Genomic DNA, 22612 nt, shown 5'->3' with positions numbered 1-22612 from the left:
GGGCTGGACCCCGCGCGCGTTCAGGCTGCCCGGACGGTGGCCAGGAAGCGGCCGACCTCGCCGCTGAGTTGCTCGGACTGGCGCGAGAGCTCCGAGGCCGAGGCGAGCACCTGGGACGCGGCTGCCCCCGTCTCCTCCGCCGCCCGGGCCACGGTGCTGATGTTCTCCGTCACCTGCCCGGTGCCCATGGCGGCCTGGGCCACGTTGCGCACGATCTCCTGGGTGGCCGCGCCCTGCTCCTCGACGGCCGCCGCGATGGTGGTCGCGACGCCGCTGATCTCCTGGATGCGGCTCCGGATTCCGCCGATCGCCGTGACGGCCTGCGCCGTGGAGGCCTGGATCCGCCCGATCTGGCCGCCGATCTCGTCGGTGGCCCGTGCGGTCTGGGTCGCAAGTTCCTTGACCTCGGCGGCCACCACGGCGAAGCCGCGCCCCGCCTCGCCGGCGCGGGCCGCCTCGATGGTGGCGTTGAGTGCGAGCAGGTTGGTCTGGCCCGCGATGGTCGAGATCATCGACACCACGTCGCCGATGCGGGCCGCGGCCCCGCTCAGTTCGTCCATCAGCGCGGCAGTCTGCTCCGCCTCGCCGACGGCCACCCGCGCGAGGTTGGCGGAGCCGTCGACCTGGCGCCCGATCTCCTGCACGGAGGAGCCCAGTTCCTCAGCCGCCGCCGCCACGGTGTGGACGTTGGACGCGGCCTCCTCCGCCGCCGCAGCGACGCCGGTCGATTGCTGCGCGGTCTCCCCCGCGGTTCCGGACATCACGCCGGCCGTCGCCTGAAGCTCCGTGGCGGCGGCCGTGACCGTGCCGACGATGGCGCTCACCGCCCGCTCGAACCCGTCCGCCAGCGCGTGCATGTTCGCCCTCTGGCGCACTGCGCCGTCCTGATCGCGCTCGGCCTGCTCGCCCCTCAGGCGCTCCGCGTCGACGAGCCCGTCGCGGAAGATCGCCAGGGAAGCCGCCATGTCACCGATCTCGTTCCGGCTGGAGGCGTAGGGAATTTCGGTGGTCAGGCGGCCCTGGGCGATGGTGCGCATGGCCTCGGTGATGCGGCCGATCGGGCGGCTGACGCCGAGGGCGACGAACAAGATGCCGCCCAGCCCGAGGAGGACGGCGCCGCCGCAGACCAGTATCGTGGTCAGGTACGCCGAGTCGTAGACCTTCTCGGCGGTCACCCGTGCGATCTGGCTGCCCCGGGTGTTCAACTCGGCATCCTGCTCGAGTGCCTTGACGAGTTGTTCGAAGAGCGGCCGGGTGCTGTCGAACAGCTTCTGCGCGCTCCGCGCGTCCCCGGCGCGCAGGAAAGCGGGAAATTGTCGGCGCAACCCGTCGTACTGGGCGTAGAGTTCGGTGATCTGCGTCGCCAGCACGCGCTCCTCGGGGCTGCTCACGAGGGGATCGTAGTCCCGCAGGGACTCGGCGACGGCCTTCACCCGCTCGGCCTCGGGCTTCGCGAGATCCTCGAGCGATTCCGTGCCCATGGCGTATCGGGCATCCAGGAGCCGCAGCCGGCTGATCCGATACTTGATTTCGCCCAGAACACGCACGCTGGGAAGCCAATTGCTTGCGATATCGACAGTCCCAGCATTGATTCTACTGATACTGTATAGTGCAAACCACCCCTGCGCGCCCAGACTGAGCATCAGGGTACACAGGATTGCCGTCATAGTGGACTTCAACGACAGGTGCATGGCTTCATCGATGCGCGTGAGATGCTGTCGAACCCGTGCGCTCAGGAGGAACAGACCCTGGGGGGCCGCCCTTTGTCAGGCTTTACCGATTAAATATCTGATAATTCCCCCGGCAATATTGGTATTCTCGAACACTTGATAGACAAATCCCCGCCCTATCCAGCGCGGCAGGTGGCGGCCCTCCCGGTTCCCAATCCGGAAGGGCCGCCGCGGCTCAGCGCGGCGGAGCGGCCACCTCGCCCTGCTGCTGGATCAGGGGCGTGATCCGACGGACCGTGACCCGGCGGTTCTCCCGCGAGGCGTTCTGCGTATTCACCTTCAGGTTCTGCTCGCCGTAGCCCTGCGTGGTCAGGTTCTCGGGCGGCACCTGGAAGTTCTGCGTCAGCACGGTGGCCACCGACTGCGCCCGGCGGTCCGAGAGCGAGAGGTTGTCGATGTCGGCGCCCACCGCGTCGGTGTAGCCCTCGATCAGGAACACCTCCTGCGGGTTGGCCTTGATCGCCCGGTTCATCGCCGCCGCGATGGTGGCGAGGCGGGCGGCCTGGTCCGGCGTCACCGTGAACGAGCCCGTGTCGAAGTTGATCGTATCGATGTCGACGCTGCGCATGCGGGCGCGCAGCTGCGGGCTGTAGCGGACCTGATCCAGGGTGTAGCGCCGGTCCACCGCCACCACCGGCGGGGCCGAGAGGGCCTCGTAGACGGCACCCTCGTCGGCGCCGTCGTAATCGACCACGTAGCGCTCGCGTGGGATGCGGATGTCCGGCGGCGGCAAGTCGACCACGTCCTCGTAGACCGGCCGGCGTCCGGCTCCCCCGAAGCTGTTGTCGATGATCACCACCTCCCGGCCATCGCGGAATCGACGGGAGCGGCGCACGAGGCGGCCGTCATCGTCCACGATGGTGACGATCTGCTCGCCGCCCGGACGATCGAGATAGGTGATGGTATCGCCGCCGCGCCGCTCGCTGCGATAGGCACGCCGGTCGAGATCGCGGAAGCGCTCGTTCTCGTCGTGGCGAATGAAGTAATTGTCGCGGTCGCGCACGATGATGCGCCCGGGCTCACGGAAATAGGTTCGGCCGCCCTCCGAGAACTCGCGCCGATCGCGGCGGACCTGCTCGTAGTCGCGAACATCGTCGTCATCGCGAAACCCGCCCGGAACGTAGCCGGGCCGGCCCGGTGCGTTGAAGCCGGTGCGCGGTTCGCGCCGTTCGAAGGCGTCGCGACGCTCGCGGTCCTCGCGGCGGTCGTCCCCGCTGCGGCGGTCGATGCCGTCGCGGTCGTCGCCGCGCCGAAGGTCGGAACGGCCGGGCTCGTCGCGGCGCCCGTCACGCTCGACACCGTCACGGCGCAGCCCGTCGCGGTCCGGGCCATCGCGGTCGGGTCCGTCGCGGCGCGGGTCGCGGGCCCCCGAACCGGAGCCGTCCCGGTCGGGACGGACGTCGCTGGGGGGATTCACACCCGCGCCGGGACGCCCATCGGGGCGCTGGGGGTCGGGGTTCTGGGCATTGGGCGGTGTGAACGGGCGACCCGGGACGCCGGGGCGGGCGTTGGGCGCCACGGCGCCCGGCTGTGCCGGCGTCGTGTCGGGCTGAGCCGGGGACGTGGGGGCACGGGGCTCCGCCGGTGTCGCCGGATTCGCGGGGTTGCGGTCATCCGGCACCGCCGGCTGCGGCGCCTGACGCGGCTGAGCCGGAGCGGGCCGGGCGGGCTCGGGCGCCGTCGGACGGTCGGGCGCATTCGGGCGCTCCGGCGCCCTTTCGCGGGCGGCCGGCGCCGTGGCCGGACGCTCGGCCGGCGTGTCCGACCCGGGTGCGCGGCGCGTGGGTGCCGGCTCTCGGGACCGCTCCTCACGGTCGGGACGTTCTTGTCTGTCGGGACGTTCTTGTCTGTCGGGACGTTCTTGCCGCTCACGGTCCTGCCGATCGGGACGTTCCTGACGTGGCTCGGGGCGCTCCGGGCGCGGGGCCTGCCGCTCGACTGGGGCACGGTCGGGCCGCTCGGCGGGCGCCCGTTCGGGCCGCTCCGAGCGCGGCTCGGGCCGCTCCTGCCGGGGCTCCGGACGCTCGGGACGCGGGGCCGGCCTCTCCTGCCGCGGCTCCGGGCGCTCTTGCCGGGGTTCGGGGCGCTCTTGCCTGGGCTCCTGGCGCGGCTCGGGGCGTTCGCGGCCGCCCAGCGCGCCGCCCCGGGGTCCTTCGCCGCCGCCGCGTGGGCCCTCACCGCCCCGGAGACCTTCGCCCGGCCCAGCCTGCGCCAGCATCATCGTGTCGGTCATCCCGGCATCCTGACGGGCGGATGCGGGTCCGGACAGGATCAGCCCCGGCAGGATGGTGCCGGTCAGGAGGAGAAGGCGGATGCTCCGCATCGAAGGTCACTCACGGTCGTTGATGAGGCCTTCGGAACAGAGTGCGGGCTCGATGGTTCCGTTCAACCCCATCACGTCCCGTCGCCCCGCCTTCAGGGTGTGCCCTGGCGGGGCGCCGTCGAGAACAGGTTCGGCGCGATGATCCGCACGGCCTGCCGCTCCTCCCCGGTGACCGTGACGGGCTCCGGAGCCGCCGGGACATCGGACGCGACCACGCCGCTGCGCGAGGCCGCATCGGCGGCGAGTCCGGCCGCGGTCTTGTCCGCCCGGCCCACCAGGGTGAGGCGCACCTTGGGCGGGCGCGACAGGGCCTCGGCCTGCATCGGCGTGACGAAGATGTCGCCCTTGTGCCGGACCAGCATGCTCTCGGCCTTGACGAGGGACTGGGCCCAACTCTGTCCCTCGCGCTTGCAGGAGCAATTCGGGGTGAAGCGCGTGCGGAACTTGAACGCGTTGGGAAGCGCGGCATAGGCGCGGCTGCCCTTCAGGGTGGCGGCATGCTTCAAAGCGTCGTCGCCATGGGGCATCGAGTAGGCGGCGGCCTCGGCGCCGGGGCAGAGGGCTTGGCAGAGTTCGTCCGCCCCCTCGCGGCCGTCGGGCAGGTTGGTCATCGGGAAGTAGGCACCGTCGCAGTTGCGCACGCAGATCACCTGCGCTCCGCCCCGCGCCCGCTGATCCCCGGGCGCCCCCTCGGCGGCCCTGATGAGGGTGCGGCTCGCCGCGTCCGTGCAGGCGGAGGCGATGGCCTCCGTCAGTTGGCGGCGGCGCGCGGCCGTGACCTCGCCGTTCTCGGCGCCGTAGCCGGCATTGAGCGCGCGGATGCGCTGCTCGACCGCGCCGCATTGTGGAGGGCGCGAATCGAAGAACAGGAACTTCCCGCCCTCGCAGTTCAAGGTGCGATAATAGGCGTTGAGACGCCCGATCTCGTTCTGCAGCGCCCGCGCGGTGCTGGCCCCGTCGCTGAGCCCCGCGAGTTCGGAGCGATAGCGCAGGCAAGCCGAGGTCTGCGCCTCGGCGGCGTCCACCAGGATGACGGCGGCGAAGACGCCGGCAAGCACTCGGACGAGCGTGCGGATCTGGGCAGGGATCAGCGGCATGGCCTGATTGCAATGGGAGGTTGGACGACGCCACGCGGACTGTCACGAAGCGCAGGCGAACGGGCTAAACGTAAGTTACCTAACTGCCCTCGCGCGGCGGCGACACCCTTCCCACATCCGCTCGGACCAAACTGGAGGGGAATGATACGATGATGTGGCTTCGGTGTCTCACAGGATGTGCGCTGGCGGTGGGTCTGGGCCTGGCGGCACCGTCCGCGCGGGCGGACGATGCGGACCGCATCTTCGACAAGTCGACGGTGTGGCGCCCCCTGACCCCCAACGACAAGCTCGTGGTCTACGGCATCGACGACCCGTCGGTGGCGGGTGTGGCCTGCTGGTACACGCAACCGGAGAAGGGCGGCATCAAGGGCACCCTGGGTCTCGCCGAGGATGTCTCCGATATCTCGCTGGCCTGCCGGCAGGTCGGCCCCGTGCAGTTCAAGGAGAAGTTCAAGCAGGGCGCGGTGGTGTTCAGCGAGCGCCGCTCGCTGATCTTCAAGTCCATGCAGATCGTGCGCGGCTGCGATGCGAAGCGCAACACGCTGATCTACATGGTCTATTCGGACAAGGTCATCCAGGGCTCGCCGAAGAACTCCACTTCGGCCGTGCCCCTGATGCCCTGGGGCACGGAGCCGCCGCCACGCTGCGACGCGTTCATGGACCGGTAGCTCGGGAGCGACACGTCGCGGACGGGCCCTCGCGCGCCGGGGGCCCGGACCAATCAATCCTGGCAGGTGATGCGGATCGGGCGCTCGGACGGCTTGACCACGGGCGGGGCTGGAATCGCGCCGGTATACTCGTCCTGGGCGGCGACGCCGAAGGAGCCGGCCGAGGCGAAGCCCTGGGCCTCGCACCAGGCATTGGCCACCACCTGGCCGCAGCTGCTGTCGCCGTTGGTGAGGCAATCACCCACGCCGTAGCCCTCGCTCGACGGGATCAGGAACGTCTTCTCCATGGAGGCGGGCGCCTTCCCGGGGCTCTCGCCGTCCGCCGCCGCCAGGGCGGTGTGAGCGGACAGGGCGAGGGCGAGGAGAGCGCCGATTTCGGCGGCCGCGCGGCGCATGGGCAGAACCTTGCTGATGTCGGGTGCGTCTGGGGCGAAAATCTCGGAGGGTCCGGTTAACAAAGCCTTTCCTCCCGCGATCGTTTTCGAGGAAAGCCGCCGGGGCGCCGTACTCGAATTGCTCATGGTTTTGGGGTAGCCCAGGACGCGGTCCGGGGCCGTCGCCTCCGCGCAACAGGTGGGGCGGCCGAAGGCGGCGAAGGCGTGGCGCGCATCGGGCCCGGCGCGGCAAAAGCCCCGGAACACCAGGGCGCTGTGGTTCATCAGGGTACGTGGCGCGACCGGGCGCCAGGGACGTTAAGGGACGGTTTCATGGCCTCGATGTTGCGGCTCTACAACACGCTGACCCGCGAGAAGGCCGTCTTCACGCCCATCGATCCGACCCACGTGCGAATGTATGCCTGCGGCCCGACGGTCTACGACGCGGCCCATATCGGCAACGCCCGGCCGATCATCGTCTTCGACCTGCTGTTCCGTCTGCTGCGCCACCTCTACGGCGCGGCCCACGTCACCTACGCCCGCAACGTCACGGACGTGGACGACAAGATCAACGCGCGCGCGGCCGAACGCGGAATCACGATCCGCGAACTCACCGACGGGACGCTGAAGACCTTCCACGCCGACATCCGCGATCTCGGCGTGCTGATGCCGGAGGACGTGAACGCAGCGGGCGAGCGCCCCCGCTTCATCGAGCCCCGCGCCACCGACCATATCGACGAGATGCACACCATCATCGCCGGGCTGGTGCGGGCCGGCCACGCCTACGTGGCGGAGGGGCACGTGCTGTTCGACGTGCCCTCCATGCCGGATTACGGCGCCCTCTCGAAGCGCCCGCTGGACGAGATGGAGGCCGGGGCCCGGGTCGAGGTCGCGCCCTACAAGCGCTCACCCCTCGACTTCGTGCTCTGGAAACCCTCGAAGCCCGGCGAGCCCGCCTGGCCCTCCCCCTGCGGGATCACCGAGCCCGGGCGGCCCGGCTGGCACATCGAGTGCTCGGCGATGTCGTGGAAGCACCTCGGCGAGCGCTTCGATATCCATGCCGGCGGCATCGACCTCATCTTCCCCCACCACGAGAACGAGGTGGCGCAGTCCCGCTGCTGCTTCGGAACCGATGTGATGGCCGATATCTGGCTGCACAACGGCTTCCTGCAGGTGGAGGGGGAGAAGATGTCGAAGTCGCTCGGCAACTTCATCACCATCCGGGACGTGCTCAAGGATTGGCCGGGCGAGGTCGCGCGCCTCGCCATGCTCAAGACCCATTACCGCCAGCCCATCGACTGGACCCTGCGGGGCCTGGAGGAGGCCGCCCGGATGACCGAGCGCTGGTACGGCCTCGTCGGCGACGCGGCCCCCGCGCCCACGCCGCCCGAGGGCGTGCTCGAACCGCTGCTCGACGACCTCAACACCGCCGCCGCCCTGTCCGAACTGCACCGCCTCGACGATCCGGCCGCGCTCAAGGCCGGGGCGAACCTGCTGGGGCTCCTCACACAGACCAAGTCGGCCCGCGACCAGGTCACGATCTCGGCCGCCGGTATCGACGTCGCCCGCGTCGAGGCTCTGATCGAGGCCCGACGGGCAGCCCGCGCCGCCAAGGACTGGGCCGCCTCCGACCGGGTCCGCGACGAGCTTCTCGGCCTCGGCGTCACCGTGAAGGACGGCAAGGACGGCACGACCTGGAGCGTGGCGTCCTGACCGGGCCGGCCAGGGAACCGCTTTCAGGTCAGAGAACCGCCCGCAGCTTGTCCGCCATCGCCTGTTCCTTGTCGCGGCGCGACGAGAAGGCCATGGTGAAGAACACGCGCTGAACGCCGAGTTCGCTCAGCCGCGCCTCGCAGGCCTCGACGAGCGCGCAGATGTCGCCGAGTTCGCCCTCGATGTTGGTGCCGTTGGCATGCATCTCGGCGTTCAACGGGCTGGCATCAATGATCGCCTTGATCTCCCGCACGTAGGGCGAGACCGAGGGGCCGACCCCCATCGGGACGATGCACAGATCCGCGACGACCTTCATGCTGCTGCTCCTTGCCGACCGCTGCGCCGCGTCGGGACGACGCCGCGCAGCGAGATGCCCTCAGAACCGTTCCGCCACCAGCGCCTCGGCGGCGGGGGCGGGCTCGGTGGCGCCGGCCGCGTCGCGCAGGAGCCCCACCACATCCTCGGCTTCGCTCGCCACGAGGTAGCTCAGGTCGAGCCCCTCGCGGATGAAGCCCTGGTCGCGCATGTGGTCGAAGAGCGTCAGCAGCGGCGTCCAGAAATCCGCCACCGAGAGCAGCAGGATCGGCTTCCGGTGCTGGCCGAGTTGCGCCCAGGTCAGTTGCTCCACCAGTTCCTCCAAGGTGCCGATGCCGCCCGGCAGCGCCACGAAGGCGTCGGAGCGCTCGAACATCAGCCGCTTGCGGGTGTGCATGTCCTCGACGACGATGGTCTCCTGGATCTCGTCGAGCATGCGCTCGCGGGATTTCAGGAAATCCGGGATGATGCCGGTGACGTGGCCGCCATGGGCGAGGACCGCGCGGGCCACGGTGCCCATCAGCCCGACATTGCCGCCGCCATAGACGAGGCCCAGGCCGGCTTCCGCCAGCGCCCGACCCAGGGTCTCGGCCGCGGCCGTGAAGGCCGGGTCGCCGCCGAATCCGGAGCCGCAATAGACGCAGACCGTCCTTACCGGAGCCATGCCTGGCCTCCCTGATGCGCCGCGACCCGGGCGGGCGTGCCCCGGTCCACGAGCCAAACTGCTGATTTCACGGGAGATCCGGCCCTGGAGGGGCGGAGGTGATTTGGTGTTCCGATCATGTTCGTTAATATGTCGTCATCCATCGCCGGTTTGTCGACGGGCCCGAACCCCGCACGGCGGGTTTTCGACCGCCGCACCGGTGGACGAAGGAGTGGCGTGTCATGAGGGCGGAGTTGCGACGGAGCATCGTCCTCGCCTGCGCGGGGCTTCTGGCGGGCTTTGCCCTGGTGGTCACCCTGTACGCTGTGGGCACGCTCTTCAAGCGCGGTCTCGGATCCCCCACAGGGCTCGAGGCTCCAACCGGGATCGAAGCCCCGGCCGGGCTCGGCGTCCCGGATGGTGCAGCCCCGCCCCCGGCGGCTCCGAACGTCCCGGCAGCACCCGGCAACCGTCCCGGGGAGGGGGCGGGACCGGCGGGAAAGCCCCGGGCGGCCCTGGAGGCACGGCCAGGACCGGATCACGGTCCGACCGTGCCGACGGACAGCGAGGCGCCGAGCTTCGACATCATCCGGATCGAGCCCAACGGCGAGGCCGTGATCGCGGGACGAGCCGCGCCCAATACCACCGTGGAACTCCTGCGCGACTCCGTGCCGATTGCGCGTGCGCTGGTCGATCCCTCCGGCCAGTTCGCCATCGTACCCCCGGCTCTCCCCGCCGGAAGCTCTGAGATCACCCTGCGCGTCGCGGGCGCCGACGGCCAGGTCCGGCTTTCCCGCGACAGCGTGGCGGTGATGGTCGCCCCCGGCCGCGATACCAAGCCCCTCATCGCCCTGACCTCTCCCGACAGACCCACCATCGTGCTCTCGCAGCCGGATCCCGTCACGGCCGGAACCGGTCCTGTCAGGCCGGACGGCGATCGGCTCGCAACGAACATGCCCGCCGACGCCGCTCGAACCGGTCCGCGTCCGTCTCAGGCCGGGCAGGCCGGATCGCCCGGGCCGCGCGGCGGGACGAAGCCGGCCGTTGCCGCGGCGGCGGAGAAGGCGGCACCCGTCAAGATCGTCAGCGTCGAGGCCGAAGAAGGCGGCAAGCTCTACGTCACGAGCCGGGCCCAGCCCGGTGCCACCGTGCGGCTCTACCTCAACGACACCCTGGTGGCGCCCGGCAGCGCCGGCACCGACGGGCGGGTGGCCTTCACCATCGGCCGGGGGGTTCTGCCGGGCGATTACCGCATCCGGGTCGATCAGGTCGATTCGGTCTCCGGCAAGGTGAAGGCCCGCTCCGAAGTCGCCTTCGCGGTCCCCGCCACCGTGATCAAACCGCCCGCGAAGGGGCAGTCGGACGCGTCGGGCGAGGCCACGACCACCGCGCCGACGCGCTCGGCCGCGCGCGCGCGGGTGGGAACGCCCGAGAATCCCGCCTCCCTGCGGCCGGCAGCCGCGCCGCCCGAGGCCGGGACGGCCCGCGCGGGCCTCGCCGCGACCGGCGCCGCGATGGCACTCCCCGGCACTCCCCCGGACGCCGCTTCGGAGAGGCTGCCGGCTTCCACGGAGGCGAGCCCGACCGTGTTCGTGCCCGAGATCGGCACCGCGCGGATCATCCGGGGCGACAGCCTCTGGCAGATCAGCCGGCGCATCTACGGCAAGGGCACCCGCTACACGGTGATCTTCGACGCCAACCAACCGCAGATCCGCAACCCGGACCTCATCTATCCGGGGCAGATCTTCGTGGTGCCCCCGGAGGGCCCGGCGTCGCAGGACGGCACGCGGGGCTGAGGCCGGCGCGGCCTACTCCGCCGGGACCGGCTCCGGCGCGGTGACCAGCCGGCTTCCGGGGAGCGGCACGGCCGCCTCGCTGCGCTGGAGGACCTCCAGGGCGGCATCGGCCTCGCGCTGGCGGCTCCACATGGCGGCGTAGACGCCGTCCCGCTCCAGCAGCGCCGCATGGTCGCCGCGCTCGACGATGACGCCCTTGTCGAGGACGATGATCTCGTCGGCGTTGACGACGGTGGAGAGCCGGTGGGCGATCACCAGGGTGGTGCGGCCCTGGCTCACCGTGTCCAGCGCATCCTGGATCTCGCGCTCGGTGAACGAGTCGAGGGCCGAGGTCGCCTCGTCGAGGACGAGGATCGGCGGCCCCTTCAGGATGGTGCGGGCGATGGCGACGCGCTGCTTCTCGCCGCCCGAGAGCTTCAAGCCACGCTCGCCGACGGGGGTGTCGTAGCCCTCCGGCAGGGCGGAGATGAAGCGGTCGATCTGGGCGAGCGACGCGGCGGCGCGCACCTCCGCCTCGGTGGCGTCCCAGCGGCCGTAGCGGATGTTGTAGCCGATGGTGTCGTTGAACAGCACGGTGTCCTGCGGGACCATGCCGATGGCTGCCCGCAGGCTGGCCTGACGGACCTGGGCAATGTCCTGACCGTCGATGAGGATGCGCCCGCCCTGCGGCTCGTAGAACCGGAACAGCAGGCGCGACAGGGTAGACTTGCCCGCCCCCGAGGGGCCGACGATGGCCACCGTCCGCCCGGCCGGCACCTCGAAGCTGACGCCCTTGAGGATCGGTCGGGCGGGATCGTAGGCGAAGCGCACGTCCTCGAACCGTACCACGCCGTCGGAGATCCGGAGGGGCGCGGCGCCCGCCCGGTCGGCGATCTCCGGGTTGCGGTGGAGGATCTGGAACATGTCGTCGATGTCGATGAGCGCCTGTTTGATCTCGCGGTAGATCATGCCCATGAAGTTCAGGGGCATCGAGAGCTGCACCAGCATGGTGTTCACCAGCACGAAGCCGCCGATGGTGGTGCGCCCGGCCATGATGTCGCGCGCCGCCAGCCACATCACGACCGTCATGCCGATGGTGAAGATCACCGCCTGACCGGCGTTGAGGATGGCCAGCGAGACGTAGGTCTGCGTCGAGGCCTTTTCGTACTTGGCCATGGAAACGTCGTAGCGCTCGGCTTCACGCAGCTCGGCGCCGAAATACTTCACCGTCTCGAAGTTGAGCAGCGAGTCCACCGCCTTGGTGTTGGCGTCGGTATCGGAATTGTTCATCCGGCGGCGGATCTCGATGCGCCACTGCGTCGCCTTCCAGGTGAAGGCGAGGTAGGCGGCCACCATCACGAACACGACGACGGAGTAGATCCAGTCGAACTCATAGGCGAGCACGCCGAGGACGAGGAGGAACTCCACGATGGTCGGTACGAGCGTCAGCACCATCAGGCGCGACAGTTCCTCGATGCCGCCGCGCCCGCGCTCGAGCACGCGGGTCAGTCCGCCGGTCTTGCGCTCCAGGTGGAAGCGCAGGCTCAGCCGGTGCATGTGCTCGAAGGTCTGGAGCGCAAGGCGGCGCACGGCATGCATCGCCACCTTGGCGAACAGTCCGTCGCGCACCTGCGTGAGCCCCGCCATCAGGATGCGGGACAGGCCGTAGAGGCCGATGAGCAGCATGGGGGCCGCGAAGAGCCCCGTGGGGATGGCCGCACCCGGCTTGGCGTCGGTCAGCGCCACCAGGGCGTCGGTGGCCCACTTGAAGGTGAAGGGCGTCACCATCGTCACGAACTTCGCGACGATGAGGAGGCCGAAGGCGAGGAAGACGCGCCGCTGCAGATCGGGCCGGCCATGGGGCCAGAGGTAGGGCCAGAGGCGGCGATAGGTGGCGACGAGGCCGGGGCGCGCGGACGGCTCGGGGCCGCCCGGGGCCGCCGAGGCGGGGTCGGTGCTCATCGGATCAGGGACTCGGGGTGCGGGAAATCTCGACCGCATATAGGCCCCGACCCCGCCCGCGACAGCCACCCGGGCCGGCGGGGCGGGTGTGCGCACACCGCAAGGGCTGGGGTCAGCCCGCGCCCGCGAGCCGGCGGGCCACGGCCGCGCGACCGATCAGGGGCAGCAGGCCGCCGAGATCCGGCCCGTGCTCCAGGCCGGTGACGGCGAGGCGCAGGGGCATGAACAGGGCCTTGCCCTTGGCGCCCGTGGTGGCCTTGACCGCCCCCGTCCAGGTCTTCCAGGTCTCACCGTCCCAGGGCTCCGCCGGCAGGAGCGCGGCGGCGGCCCCGATGAAGGCCGGGTCGCCGATGACCGGCGTCACGGGTCCGGCGACCACGCGCCACCAGTCGCCGGCCTCCGAGACCTTGGCGAGGTTGGGCCGCACCGCTTCCCAGAAGGCTTGCGCCCCGTCCGGGGGAACACCGAGGGCGGCGAGCCTGTCAGCCACCTCGGCATAGGGCATGGCGTGGACGAGGCGTGCGTTGAGGCCGTCGAGTTCCTGGGGATCGAATTTCGCGGGCGCCCGCGAGATCTGGGCGAGGTCGACCAATCCGGCGAGTTCGTCGAGGCTCGCCACCGCGCGCACGGATTCCGCCGTCCCGGTCAGCACGGCGAGCGAGCGCACGGCGGCCGGCTCGTAGCCGGCCTCGCGCAGGCCCCGGAGCGAGAGGTGGCCCAGACGCTTCGAGAGCCCCTCCCCGTCCGCCGTTGTCAGAAGGTTGTGATGGCCGAAGACCGGGATCGCGCTCCCCAGCGCCTCGAAGATCTGCACCTGCACGCCCGTGTTGGTGACGTGGTCCTCGCCCCGGATCACGTGGGTGATGCCCATCTCGGCGTCGTCCACCACGGAGGGCAGCGTGTAGAGATAGCTCCCATCGGCACGGATGAGCACCGGATCGGACAGCGAGGCGCAATCCACGGTGGCCTCGCCCCGCACGAGGTCGTGCCAGGCCACGGTGCGGGCGTCGAGCTTGAAGCGCCAATGCGGTTTGCGCCCCTCCGCCTCCAGAGCGGTGCGCTCGGCCGGCGTGAGGGCCAGCGCCGCGCGGTCGTAGATCGGCGGCTGGCCGCGCCCGAGTTGGCGCCGGCGCCGGCGCTCCAGTTCGTCCTGCGTCTCGTAGCAGGGATAGAGCCGGCCCATCGCCTTGAGCCGTTCGGCGGCCGCATCGTAAATCGCGGCCCGGTCGGATTGCCGCGCGAAGAGATCGGGCACGATCTCGAGCCAAGCGAGATCTTCGGCCACGGCCTCCGCGAAGGCCTGCGTCGAACGCTCGGCATCGGTGTCGTCGAGGCGCAGCAGGAAGCGGCCCTGATGCGCACGCGCGAACAGGGCGTTCAGCAGGGCGGGCCGGGCATTGCCGATATGCAAGTAGCCGGTAGGGGATGGCGCGAAGCGCACGAGGGGGGTGGCGGTCATGGAGCGTCTTTTAGGGCGCGGACCCCGGCACCCGCTACCCCTCGCAGGCGTCACGTCGCGCGGATTCTCGCGGCATACGACTTCTGCAGGATCGATGAGACCAGCCTCGCGCCGTTGCCGGTGCCGAAACCCGGCCCGTCATCCGCGAGCCTCCGCTTCCGGATCCGTGGGCGAGGCCGGATTGACCGCGCGGGATGGAGGGCGGTCCGGTGAACTGCCATCATGAGGGGCGACGTGTCCGCCGCAAGCAGACCCTCGACATTCCGATCGATCGAAGACGCGGGCTCCTTCGCCGGATGCCGGCCATTCAGGGAGGCGAGACAGCATGGCGGACCTTGCCCGGAACAAGGCAAACGTGATCGCTTTCTACGCGTTGATGTTCAACGGCTGCGAACCGCGCAAGGCCATCGAGCGCTACGTCGGCGACGCCTACATCCAGCACAATCCGCATGTGGCGACCGGCAAGGACGGCTTCATCGCCTATTTCGAGCGCATGGCACGCGAGTGGCCCGGCAAGCGGGTCGAGGTGAAGCGAGCGGTTGCCGAGGGCGATCTGGTTGTCCTGCACTGTCTCCAGCACTGGCCGGGCGACCACGATTATGCGGCCATGGATATCTTCCGGCTCGATGGCAGCGGCAAGATCGTCGAACATTGGGACGTGATGCAGGTCCTGCCCGAGGCGTCCGCCAATCCGAACGGGATGTTTTGAGCAGCAGCGGGTTTCTCGACAGCTCGAACACCTGCTCGCGGGCGCAGCGCGAGCGCCCCTCGGCGAATGTCGGGTTGCGGCGCTCGCCTCACCCCCGCGTGCCCCACCGAACCCCCATCCGGCTCGGGGCGTTCGAATCCGGCCCCAGGGCCGGGCCGCTGCCGCTGCGCGGCACGAAGGGCTTCGGCGTCAGGGTCTCGGGGATCGCGCTCTCGTATTCCTGCACCTTGGCGAACTGGCCGGCCTTGCGGAAGCGCCAGAGGTAGCTCGGCACCACGGCCTCCATGGCGGTGGGCTGCAGGCCGATGCCTTCCAGGGTGCGGCCTTCCGCTTTCGCGGCCTCGGAGACCACGTTGTCGCTCTGGAGCAGGATGACCTGGTCGCGGGTGAGCTTGAGGGCGTCCGGCAGCAGGCCGAGGGTCAGGGTGTCGACGATCTCCAGGGCGCGGGCCTGGAGCAGGGCCGCCGGCTGCGGCAGGCCGAGGACCACGCGCTTGCGCATCGTGACCTTGAGCATGTAGCGCACCAGGGCGTCGAGGGTCTCGACCTCCGGGCCGCCGAGTTCGTAGACCCCGCCCGCCGGCACGTGGCCCTCCACCGCGCGGGCCACCGCCTCGGCCACGTCGGCGACGTAGACGGGCTGGAAGCGGGATTCGGCGCCGGCCAGCGGCAGCACGGGCAGCGCGCGGGCCAGCGAAGCGAAGCGGTTGAAGAAGCTGTCGCCCGGCCCGAAGACCAGCGACGGCCTCAAGATCACGAAGGAGCCGCCGGCCTCGGCGACCCGGGCCTCGCCCAGCGCCTTGGTGCGGGCGTACTGGGACGGGGAGTTCGCATCCGCCCCAATGGCCGAGACGTGGACCAGGGGCGCGCCGATGGCGGCGGCTGCCCGCGCGATCTCGCCGGCTCCGTCCGCCTGCAATTGCGAGAAGCTCTGCTTGCCGGTCTCCTGCAGGATGCCGACGAGGTTGACCACGATATCCGCCCCGTGGACCGCGCGCGCGATCGATTCCGGATAACGCAGATTCGCCTGCACCCCGACGATCTGGCCGACCTTGCCCAGCGGCTGCAGGAACAGGGCGAGGTCGGGCCGGCGCACGGCGACCCGGATGCGGTAGCCGCGCTTGGCCAGCGCCCGCACCACGTGCCGGCCGAGGAAGCCCGACCCGCCGAAGACGGTGACGAGCTGCGAGGCGGGGCGGGTCAGGGGAAGGGTCTCGAAGCCGGTCATCGCGCGTGCGTCTCGAAAAGCGGCCCCCGCGCCGTGCCGAACCCCGAGCGGGGCCGGATCGGTGCCGGTCCTTGAAGCCTGTCGCAGCGTATCTAGAACACTTCCATCGCGGACGGGAGGTCGCGGCGTGAAATTCGAGCCACGCTGTTCGGCGGCCCGTACGCTGGCGCGGCCTTAGCGCAGGCGGGCCTGTGCGCCCGGCCCGGCCACCGGGGTCCGGCGGCTCAGGCCCTTGTGCACATGCACCATCAGGGCGATGCCGAAGAGCGGCGTCACGAGGTTGAGCACCGGCACGACCATGAGGCCGGCGAGCAGGATTCCGGCGACGAGGGTGGTGCCGCCGTAGTGGCGGCGCATGGCGCCGGCTTCCGCCATCGGCCGGAAGCGTCCGGCGGCGAGCTCGAAGTACTCGCGCGACAGCAGGTAGGCGTTGGCGCCGAAGAAGGCCACGAGGTTCACGCCGGGCACGAAGAACAGGATCAGCGCCACGAGGTTCACCAAGAGGGCGAGGCCGGCAAAGCGCAGGGCGTAGAGCATCGCGGTGCCGAGCGGCAGCGCCAGGCCGGGCGGATCGTTCGGGAAATCGGTGCGCTCGACGATCTCGGCCGCGTCGTCGAGGAAGTAGCCCGCCACCAGGATCGACACCGCCGGCATGACGTAGGCGAGGCCGACGAACAGGCCGGCCCCCGCGAAGAACACCGCCAGGGTGTCGAGGAAGGGGTAATCCACTGAGAGGTGGTGCTGGGACAGGAACCAGTTGATTGCCCGCGTCAGGCCGAACCAGATCACGACGAGGATGCCCAGGGTGAGCGCCAGCGACTTCCACAGGATCGCGCGCAAGGGCGGCGAAAATACCTGCCGGACGGCGGCGAAGGCGGCCTGGATGAGCATGCCGGATATCCTGTGGTCTCGATTCGGTCGGGTCGTCGGGGATCGTGACACACCGGCCTGCGTCGCCCCCGCGCGCACCGTGTCCCGGCAGGTTTTGGGGATCGGCGCGCGTGGGCGCAAGGGCAGGTCCGGGTGTCTTCGTTCGCTGCGTCGGCCATCGGAGCCGCGATTCACCCGCGCGACCCTGAAGCCCGAAGACCCTGCGGGCGGGAGTTTTCTCCCGTGAGACCGGATTTGCGATCCGTCGCGCGGTGTTCCCCCGCCCGGTCCTCTGCTAGGCCCATGGCCGCCCCGAGACAGGAACGAGCCCGTCATCCATGAGGACGTCCCGCCCCGCGCATGAAGGCTGGCGCCCCAGCATCGCGCCACGCCTGAGCCCCCTGCCCCAAGAGCCCGAAGTGATCGTCGTCGGAGCGGGGGCCGCCGGCATCGCGGCGGCCCGGAGCCTCGTGGCGCGCGGGGTTCGCGTGGCGGTGCTGGAGGCGCGCGAGCGGGTCGGTGGTCGGCTGGTCACCGTTCCCTTGCGCGGGCATCCGGTCGACCTCGGCGGGCACTGGCTGCATGCGGGGCCGATCAACCCGTTGGTCGGGCTCGGGACCGCGCGGGGCGAGCCCCTGCGGGTGGCCGCGCAGGAAAGCCATCTCTGGGCCGGGCGCCGGCGGGGCCGCCCGGCGGAGGCGGCGGCCCTGGGGCGAGCCTTCGCGGTGGCCGACCGGGCGATGAGCACGCAGGCGGCCTGGGAGGGACCGGACCGGCCGGCCGCCTCCGCCCTGCCGCCGGGCCTCGGCCCCTGGGGCCGGCGGGTGGAGCGGGTCCACGGCCTCGTCTCCGGCCAGTCCCTGGCGCAGGTCTCGCTCCAGGACTTTCCCAGCATGGAGTACGGCGACAATTACTTCATCGCCGGCGGCTATGGCGCCTACCTCGCCCGCCTCGCGCAGGGCCTGCCGATCGCCCTCGGCACGCCGGTGACCGGCATCGACTGGTCCGGCCCGGGGGTGCGCGTATCGGCCGGCGGGATGCATCTCGATGCCCGGGCCGTCATCGTCACCGTTCCCACCATGGTGATGCGGGCCGTGCCCCTCTTCACGCCCGCCCTGCCTCCGGAGGTCGCAGCGGCCATCGCGGGCTTCGGCACCGGCATCTACGAGCACGCGGTGCTGCACTGGCCGTCCTGCCCGTTCCGGGGGGCGGACCGGCTCGCGAGCCTCGTCGGCGGACGTGACGCGAGCCCGGGCCTCCTCACCCGCATCGACGGCAGCGCGTTCCACTTCTTCGAACTCGACGCACCCATGGCGGCGGCCCTCGACGCACGCCGGGCCGGACCAGACGGAGTCCGCCGCCTGGTTCGCGCGACGCTCACGGCGCATTTCGGCGCCCGCGCCCTGCACGACCTGACGATCCCCGCCGTCAGCGAATGGCGGCACGATCCCTGGGCGCGAGGCTCCTGGGCGGTGGTCCCCCCCGGCCATGCCGGCGCCCGGGCCTGCCTGCAGGCGCCGGTGGCGGACCGGGTCTGGTTCGCCGGCGAGGCCCTGTCACGCCTGCAATGGGGCACCGCCGGGGGCGCCTACGACGAGGGCATGCGGGCCGGCGGCGCGGTCGCCGACCGGCTGAAGGCCTGATCGCCGGGCCTGTACGACCGAAGCCCGGCGTTCCGCGACGCGGCCTCACAGGGTGACGTGCGGGCCGCAGCTCTCCCGCGCCAGGGGCGCCAGGAACACGGCGCCGATGCCGTCCTCGAAGCAGCGGGCGACCGTGGCCGGCGTGCGTCCGAGGGTGATCCGCATGCCCGGTTCGAGGGGGATGTCGACCTGCAGGGCGGCTCCCGAGACCGAGACGTTGAGGAGACGACCCGGCACCTGGACCCCGGACGCGGTGGTGACGAGGATGTCCGGCCGATCCGGCACGAAGCGCGGATCGACCCGATGGCGCGGGGCCTCCGTGTTCTGCTCGCCCGCGAGGTCGAGGAAGCGGCGGACGGTGGCGGGCAGCGACTGTTCGGCCCGGAGTACCCGGGCGACGAACTGCGACCGGCCACGCTCGATCACGAGGGCCTCCAGGGTGCCCGCGTGCCGGATGCTGCAGGTCAGCGTCTCCCCGAGATCGGGCACCACCGCGGAGCCGAAGCGAAGGCCGATGGCGCACAGGTCCATGGTGACGGCATAGAAATCCGGCCGGTACCGATTCCAGCACAGGGCAGGCAGGATCAGCTTGGTCTGCGTCGTGGCCTGTAACCCGCCCATATCCGTCCTGCAGTTGCGGACAGACCTAAGATCCTTTTCCTCGGACATTTCCTTGCAGGGATCGGCGCAATTCGATCCATCCAGGCGCGGCGCGGCGTTCGTACACAGCCCAACCGGCCGAGGACTTACTCTCCTCTCGGAGACGTGAACCCGGAAGCGGACCCGGCGCCACACGCCACCGGGGGACAGGCACCTTCGGCGACGTACGACCCTTAAGGGTTGCAGTCACCGGCGGCCGGCATCGTGTCGAGGCGCGTGAGATCCCCGACCACGGCGAACTCGCCGTAGTTGAGCCGCAGCGCGCCGCTGACGCCGTTCTCGTAGAGGTCGAAGCTGAGCACGTAGATCGGGGTGCGCTCGCCCTGTCCGGGGACGTAGTAGCTCAGGGTGACGGGCCAACGCGGCATCGTCGCCATGGATCCGTCCTTCAGTGGCTTGTCGCGCTCGGATGCCTTGTCCGCCGAGGCCGTGGCCTGGCGCCCGATGACCGCCAGGGTGTCGTAGACCTTACGTCCGTCATCCGAGCCGTCGAACACCTTCACCGCCACCGTGCTCTGCCCCTCGCGGGCCGCCTGGATCAGGTGGCGCATGTGGACCGTGGGGAACAGCACCGGGCTCGCATCCTGGAACTGGTCGCGCTTGGGCTCCTTCAGCTTCACCTTCAGGAGGTCGGCGGCCGATTCGGCGGTGCCGTCCACGACCTGCCCCGGCGCGCCGTTGAGCACCGTGTTGGTCTTGAAGCGGTAGCTGCGGCCGTCCCCGCTCTCGAAGGTGGTGTTGCGCAGGTCCGAGGTCCGGCTCCCGGTCTCGCCGCTCTCCAGCACCGTCACCTGCCGGGTCTGCATCGTGTAGCCCTTGCAGGCATCCCCGGTGAAGTCGATGACGATGCGCCCGCGCGCGCTCTCCACCGCCCGCGTGCCGCTGCTCTCGGCCAGGGAGAGGTCGTAGACCGCTCGGTGATTGGCGAGACTGATCGGGGCGGCGGCGCCCGCTGCGGTCGCGAGCAGGAGGCCGGCGGCGACACCCGGGCCGGCGGCCCTTCGAATGCCGACCGTTGCCTTCACCGCACGGGCAAGCACGCTTGAACGACGCATGGACTCTCCTGACAGGACCGGACGGCTCGGTGCGAACACCCGCCGGCCCCCTGAGATAGGGCATCGCACCCGCCCGCGCGAGGTTCGATGCCGGAACCGGCCTCGATCCGGCCCCGGTTCGCCGCGCGGGACGCCTCGCCCTAGATCCGAGGGTACAAGAACGAAAAACATTCTCGGGAAGGATATTCCGATGGACGCCGAGACCCTCCGTTCCCTCCAGGCCCCGATCAAGGACCGCTACCGCAACGCCCCGGATTCGGCCCTGGTGACCCTGCGCGCCCGGGGCAGCCTCGACGACACCGCGATCGCCTGTAAGGTCGAGACCGGCCGGGCGCTGGCGGTGGCGGGGCTGCACCCGGCCACCGGCGGTTCCGGCGCAGAGCTGTGCTCGGGCGACATGCTGCTCGAAGCCCTGGTCGCCTGTGCGGGCGTGACCCTGAAGGCGGTCGCCACCGCCATCGGCGTGGAGCTCCGGTCGGGGACGGTGAGCGCCGAGGGCGACCTCGACTTTCGCGGGACCCTCGGGGTCGACCGCGAGGCGCCGGTGGGTTTCCGGGTGATACGCCTGAATTTCACCCTCGACACCGACGCCGCGCAGGACCGGCTCGACCAGCTCCTGACGCTGACCGAACGCTACTGCGTGGTCTTCCAGACCCTGAGGCATGGGCCGGCGCTCTCGGTGACGCGCGCGCCGGCCTGATCTGGCACGACGGTTTTTGCGTCCGGGCGACCGATCCCCGGGCGGCGAGGATGTGTTTTCCTCAGCATGATGATTTTCCAATGGGTCGTCGGCGTCTTATTCGGCGCCGTTCTCCTGGCGGGGCTCGCGCGCCGGGTGGGTGCTCCCTACCCGGTCTTCCTGGCGCTGGGCGGCATCGGCCTCGCCTTCGTTCCGGCCGTGCCCGACCTCGTGCTCGACCCGGAGTTGGCGCTCGCCCTGTTCCTCGCCCCCGTCCTGCTCGATGCCGGATACGACACCTCGGTGCGGGACCTGCGCACTCATTGGCGCCCCATCGCGGGCCTCGCCTTCGGGGCCGTGATCGCCACCACCGCCGCCGTCGCCGTGGTGGCGAAGTGGCTCGTGCCGGACATGCCCTGGGCCGCCTGCATCGTGCTCGGCGCGGTGGTGGCGCCGCCCGATGCGGTCGCCGCCCTCTCGGTGCTGCGCCACGTTTCCCTGCCCCACCGCCTGAGCACGATCCTGCGCGGGGAGAGCCTGCTCAACGATGCCGGCTCGCTGCTGATCTACCGGTTCGGTGTCACGGCCGCGGTCACCGGAACTTTCGCGCTCTCGGAGGTCGGACCGGCCTTCGCCATCGAGATCCTCGGCAGCATCGTCGTCGGACCGGTCCTCGCGCTGCTCTACAGCGCCGCCATGCGCCGGGTGGCCGACGCGCCGAGCGTCATCGTGCTGCAATTCGTCTCCGCCTTCGGGATCTGGATCGGGGCGGAGGCCTTCCACCTCTCCGGCGTGCTCACCGTCGTCACCTTCGCGATCACGGTGGCGCGGATCGCCCCCGGCCACACCCCGCCCCGTACCCGCATCGTCTCCTACGCGGTCTGGGACACGGCGGTGTTCGTCCTCAATGTCCTCGCCTTCGTCCTGATCGGCCTGCAGATCGGGCCGATCCTGGAACGGCTGACCCACGAGCAGCAGGTTTCCTACGCCCTCGTCGGCGCGGCGGTGTTCCTCACCGTCGTGGTGGTGCGCCTCGCCTGGGTGCTGCCGACGGCCCACCTCGCCCGCCTCGGCGCCGAGGGATCCGAGACCCGCGACCGGGGCCTCTCCGCCGGCATCGCGGTCTCCTGGGCGGGCATGCGCGGGATCGTCACCATCGCGACGGCGCTGGCCCTGCCGGAGCGGGACCCGGCCTTCCCGTTCCGCGACCTCATCGTGCTGACCGCCTTCTGCGTCATCATCGGCACGCTCACCATCCAGGGGCTGACCTTGCGCCTCCTCCTGAACCGTCTCGGGCTGGAGGATAACGACCCCGTCGGGCGCGAGGTCGGACATGGCCGCACCGAGGCGTTCCGCGCCGCCCTGGAGACCCTGGAGGATGTGGACGACGCCCCCTCGAAGGCGCTTCGCGAGGAGTTCCGCATCGCCCTCGAGCAGGCGGAGGCCCGCGACAACGGCTTTGCCGCCGAGGCCCTTCCAGCCGACGCCGCCCGCCGCCGCGCCATCGAGGCCGCCCGCGACCGGGTGCTGGCCCTGCGCAGCTCCGGGGCGATCGGCGACGACGCCTATTACGTGCTGGAAGAGGAGTTCGACTGGGCCGAGATGAACGCGACGCCGCGAGGGGATACGTGAGGGGGGCGGTGCCCCGGCGCTTCAGACGCGTTGCGAAGCATCGCCAGAATAGCCGAATGCGGACGCCTCAGGCCCGC

At 70.8% G+C, this 22612-nt stretch carries 19 protein-coding genes; 7 read left to right on the top strand and 12 right to left on the bottom strand.

Annotation, left to right across the window (positions count from 1 at the left end; all coding sequences use genetic code 11):
* Positions 1-20: 20 nt before the first annotated feature.
* The 3 genes from OF380_RS08710 to OF380_RS08700 form a co-directional block, all read right to left on the bottom strand.
* Positions 21-1691: a methyl-accepting chemotaxis protein gene (locus OF380_RS08710; RefSeq protein ID WP_404810561.1), complete on the bottom strand. Its 1671-nt coding sequence runs from the start codon at positions 1689-1691 to the stop codon at positions 21-23.
* A gap of 214 nt (positions 1692-1905) precedes the next feature.
* Positions 1906-4053 (bottom strand): OmpA family protein, encoded by a 2148-nt coding sequence (locus tag OF380_RS08705; protein ID WP_264050371.1) that lies wholly within the window; start codon positions 4051-4053, stop codon positions 1906-1908.
* A gap of 92 nt (positions 4054-4145) precedes the next feature.
* Positions 4146-5150, bottom strand: a complete 1005-nt coding sequence (locus OF380_RS08700) for a DUF2865 domain-containing protein (protein WP_264050370.1) — start codon at positions 5148-5150, stop codon at positions 4146-4148.
* 149 nt (positions 5151-5299) lie between these two features.
* Here OF380_RS08700 and OF380_RS08695 point away from each other — a divergent pair, with 149 nt between their 5' ends.
* Complete coding sequence (locus tag OF380_RS08695; protein WP_404810560.1) at positions 5300-5818, top strand: CreA family protein; 519 nt, start codon at positions 5300-5302, stop codon at positions 5816-5818.
* Positions 5819-5871: 53 nt separating this feature from the next.
* Here OF380_RS08695 and OF380_RS08690 read toward each other — a convergent pair whose 3' ends face one another.
* Positions 5872-6213 carry a hypothetical protein gene (locus OF380_RS08690; RefSeq protein WP_264050369.1) on the bottom strand — a complete coding sequence of 114 codons (342 nt, stop codon included), beginning with the start codon at positions 6211-6213 and terminating at the stop codon, positions 5872-5874.
* A 312-nt stretch (positions 6214-6525) separates the two neighbouring features.
* Here OF380_RS08690 and cysS point away from each other — a divergent pair, with 312 nt between their 5' ends.
* Positions 6526-7905, top strand: coding sequence for a cysteine--tRNA ligase (cysS, locus tag OF380_RS08685; RefSeq protein WP_264050368.1), 1380 nt, complete (start codon positions 6526-6528; stop codon positions 7903-7905).
* 28 nt (positions 7906-7933) lie between these two features.
* On the opposite strand, the gene OF380_RS08680 is transcribed toward cysS, so the two are convergent.
* On the bottom strand, positions 7934-8221 hold the full coding sequence (locus OF380_RS08680; protein WP_264050367.1) for an MTH1187 family thiamine-binding protein: 288 nt from the start codon (positions 8219-8221) through the stop codon (positions 7934-7936).
* A gap of 60 nt (positions 8222-8281) precedes the next feature.
* Positions 8282-8884 (bottom strand): LOG family protein, encoded by a 603-nt coding sequence (locus tag OF380_RS08675; RefSeq protein ID WP_264050366.1) that lies wholly within the window; start codon positions 8882-8884, stop codon positions 8282-8284.
* Between the two features lie 221 nt (positions 8885-9105).
* Here OF380_RS08675 and OF380_RS08670 point away from each other — a divergent pair, with 221 nt between their 5' ends.
* Entirely contained in the window at positions 9106-10659 is a 1554-nt protein-coding gene (locus tag OF380_RS08670) for a LysM peptidoglycan-binding domain-containing protein (protein WP_264050365.1), read from the top strand.
* Positions 10660-10671: 12 nt separating this feature from the next.
* On the opposite strand, the gene OF380_RS08665 is transcribed toward OF380_RS08670, so the two are convergent.
* Positions 10672-12600 carry an ABCB family ABC transporter ATP-binding protein/permease gene (locus OF380_RS08665; protein ID WP_264050364.1) on the bottom strand — a complete coding sequence of 643 codons (1929 nt, stop codon included), beginning with the start codon at positions 12598-12600 and terminating at the stop codon, positions 10672-10674.
* 112 nt (positions 12601-12712) lie between these two features.
* The gene (gltX, locus tag OF380_RS08660; RefSeq protein ID WP_264050363.1) at positions 12713-14059 is read right to left on the bottom strand and encodes a glutamate--tRNA ligase; all 1347 of its coding nucleotides are present in this window, start codon (positions 14057-14059) and stop codon (positions 12713-12715) included.
* Positions 14060-14384: 325 nt separating this feature from the next.
* On the opposite strand from gltX, the gene OF380_RS08655 reads away from it, so the two are divergent.
* Positions 14385-14768: a nuclear transport factor 2 family protein gene (locus tag OF380_RS08655; RefSeq protein ID WP_264050362.1), complete on the top strand. Its 384-nt coding sequence runs from the start codon at positions 14385-14387 to the stop codon at positions 14766-14768.
* 88 nt (positions 14769-14856) lie between these two features.
* Here the strand turns inward: OF380_RS08655 and OF380_RS08650 are convergent, their stop codons facing one another.
* Together OF380_RS08650 and OF380_RS08645 are read right to left on the bottom strand one after the other, a co-directional pair.
* A complete protein-coding gene (locus tag OF380_RS08650) occupies positions 14857-15996 on the bottom strand; it encodes a complex I NDUFA9 subunit family protein (protein WP_264050361.1) in 1140 nt (379 codons plus the stop codon).
* A 174-nt stretch (positions 15997-16170) separates the two neighbouring features.
* The gene (locus OF380_RS08645; RefSeq protein WP_264050359.1) at positions 16171-16887 is read right to left on the bottom strand and encodes a sulfate transporter family protein; all 717 of its coding nucleotides are present in this window, start codon (positions 16885-16887) and stop codon (positions 16171-16173) included.
* 317 nt (positions 16888-17204) lie between these two features.
* On the opposite strand from OF380_RS08645, the gene OF380_RS08640 reads away from it, so the two are divergent.
* Positions 17205-18509, top strand: coding sequence for a flavin monoamine oxidase family protein (locus OF380_RS08640; RefSeq protein WP_264050358.1), 1305 nt, complete (start codon positions 17205-17207; stop codon positions 18507-18509).
* Positions 18510-18554: 45 nt separating this feature from the next.
* On the opposite strand, the gene OF380_RS08635 is transcribed toward OF380_RS08640, so the two are convergent.
* Positions 18555-19130, bottom strand: coding sequence for a PilZ domain-containing protein (locus OF380_RS08635; protein ID WP_264050357.1), 576 nt, complete (start codon positions 19128-19130; stop codon positions 18555-18557).
* 212 nt (positions 19131-19342) lie between these two features.
* Positions 19343-20224 carry a cell envelope integrity EipB family protein gene (locus tag OF380_RS08630; RefSeq protein WP_264050356.1) on the bottom strand — a complete coding sequence of 294 codons (882 nt, stop codon included), beginning with the start codon at positions 20222-20224 and terminating at the stop codon, positions 19343-19345.
* 190 nt (positions 20225-20414) lie between these two features.
* On the opposite strand from OF380_RS08630, the gene OF380_RS08625 reads away from it, so the two are divergent.
* Positions 20415-20924: an OsmC family protein gene (locus OF380_RS08625; protein ID WP_264050355.1), complete on the top strand. Its 510-nt coding sequence runs from the start codon at positions 20415-20417 to the stop codon at positions 20922-20924.
* Between the two features lie 66 nt (positions 20925-20990).
* Positions 20991-22535, top strand: coding sequence for a cation:proton antiporter (locus OF380_RS08620; RefSeq protein WP_264050354.1), 1545 nt, complete (start codon positions 20991-20993; stop codon positions 22533-22535).
* Positions 22536-22612: the final 77 nt, after the last annotated feature.

It is taken from the genome of Methylobacterium sp. FF17 (genome assembly GCF_025813715.1).
GTDB lineage: Bacteria > Pseudomonadota > Alphaproteobacteria > Rhizobiales > Beijerinckiaceae > Methylobacterium > Methylobacterium flocculans.
This window is presented reverse-complemented; position numbering and strand designations above follow the sequence as displayed.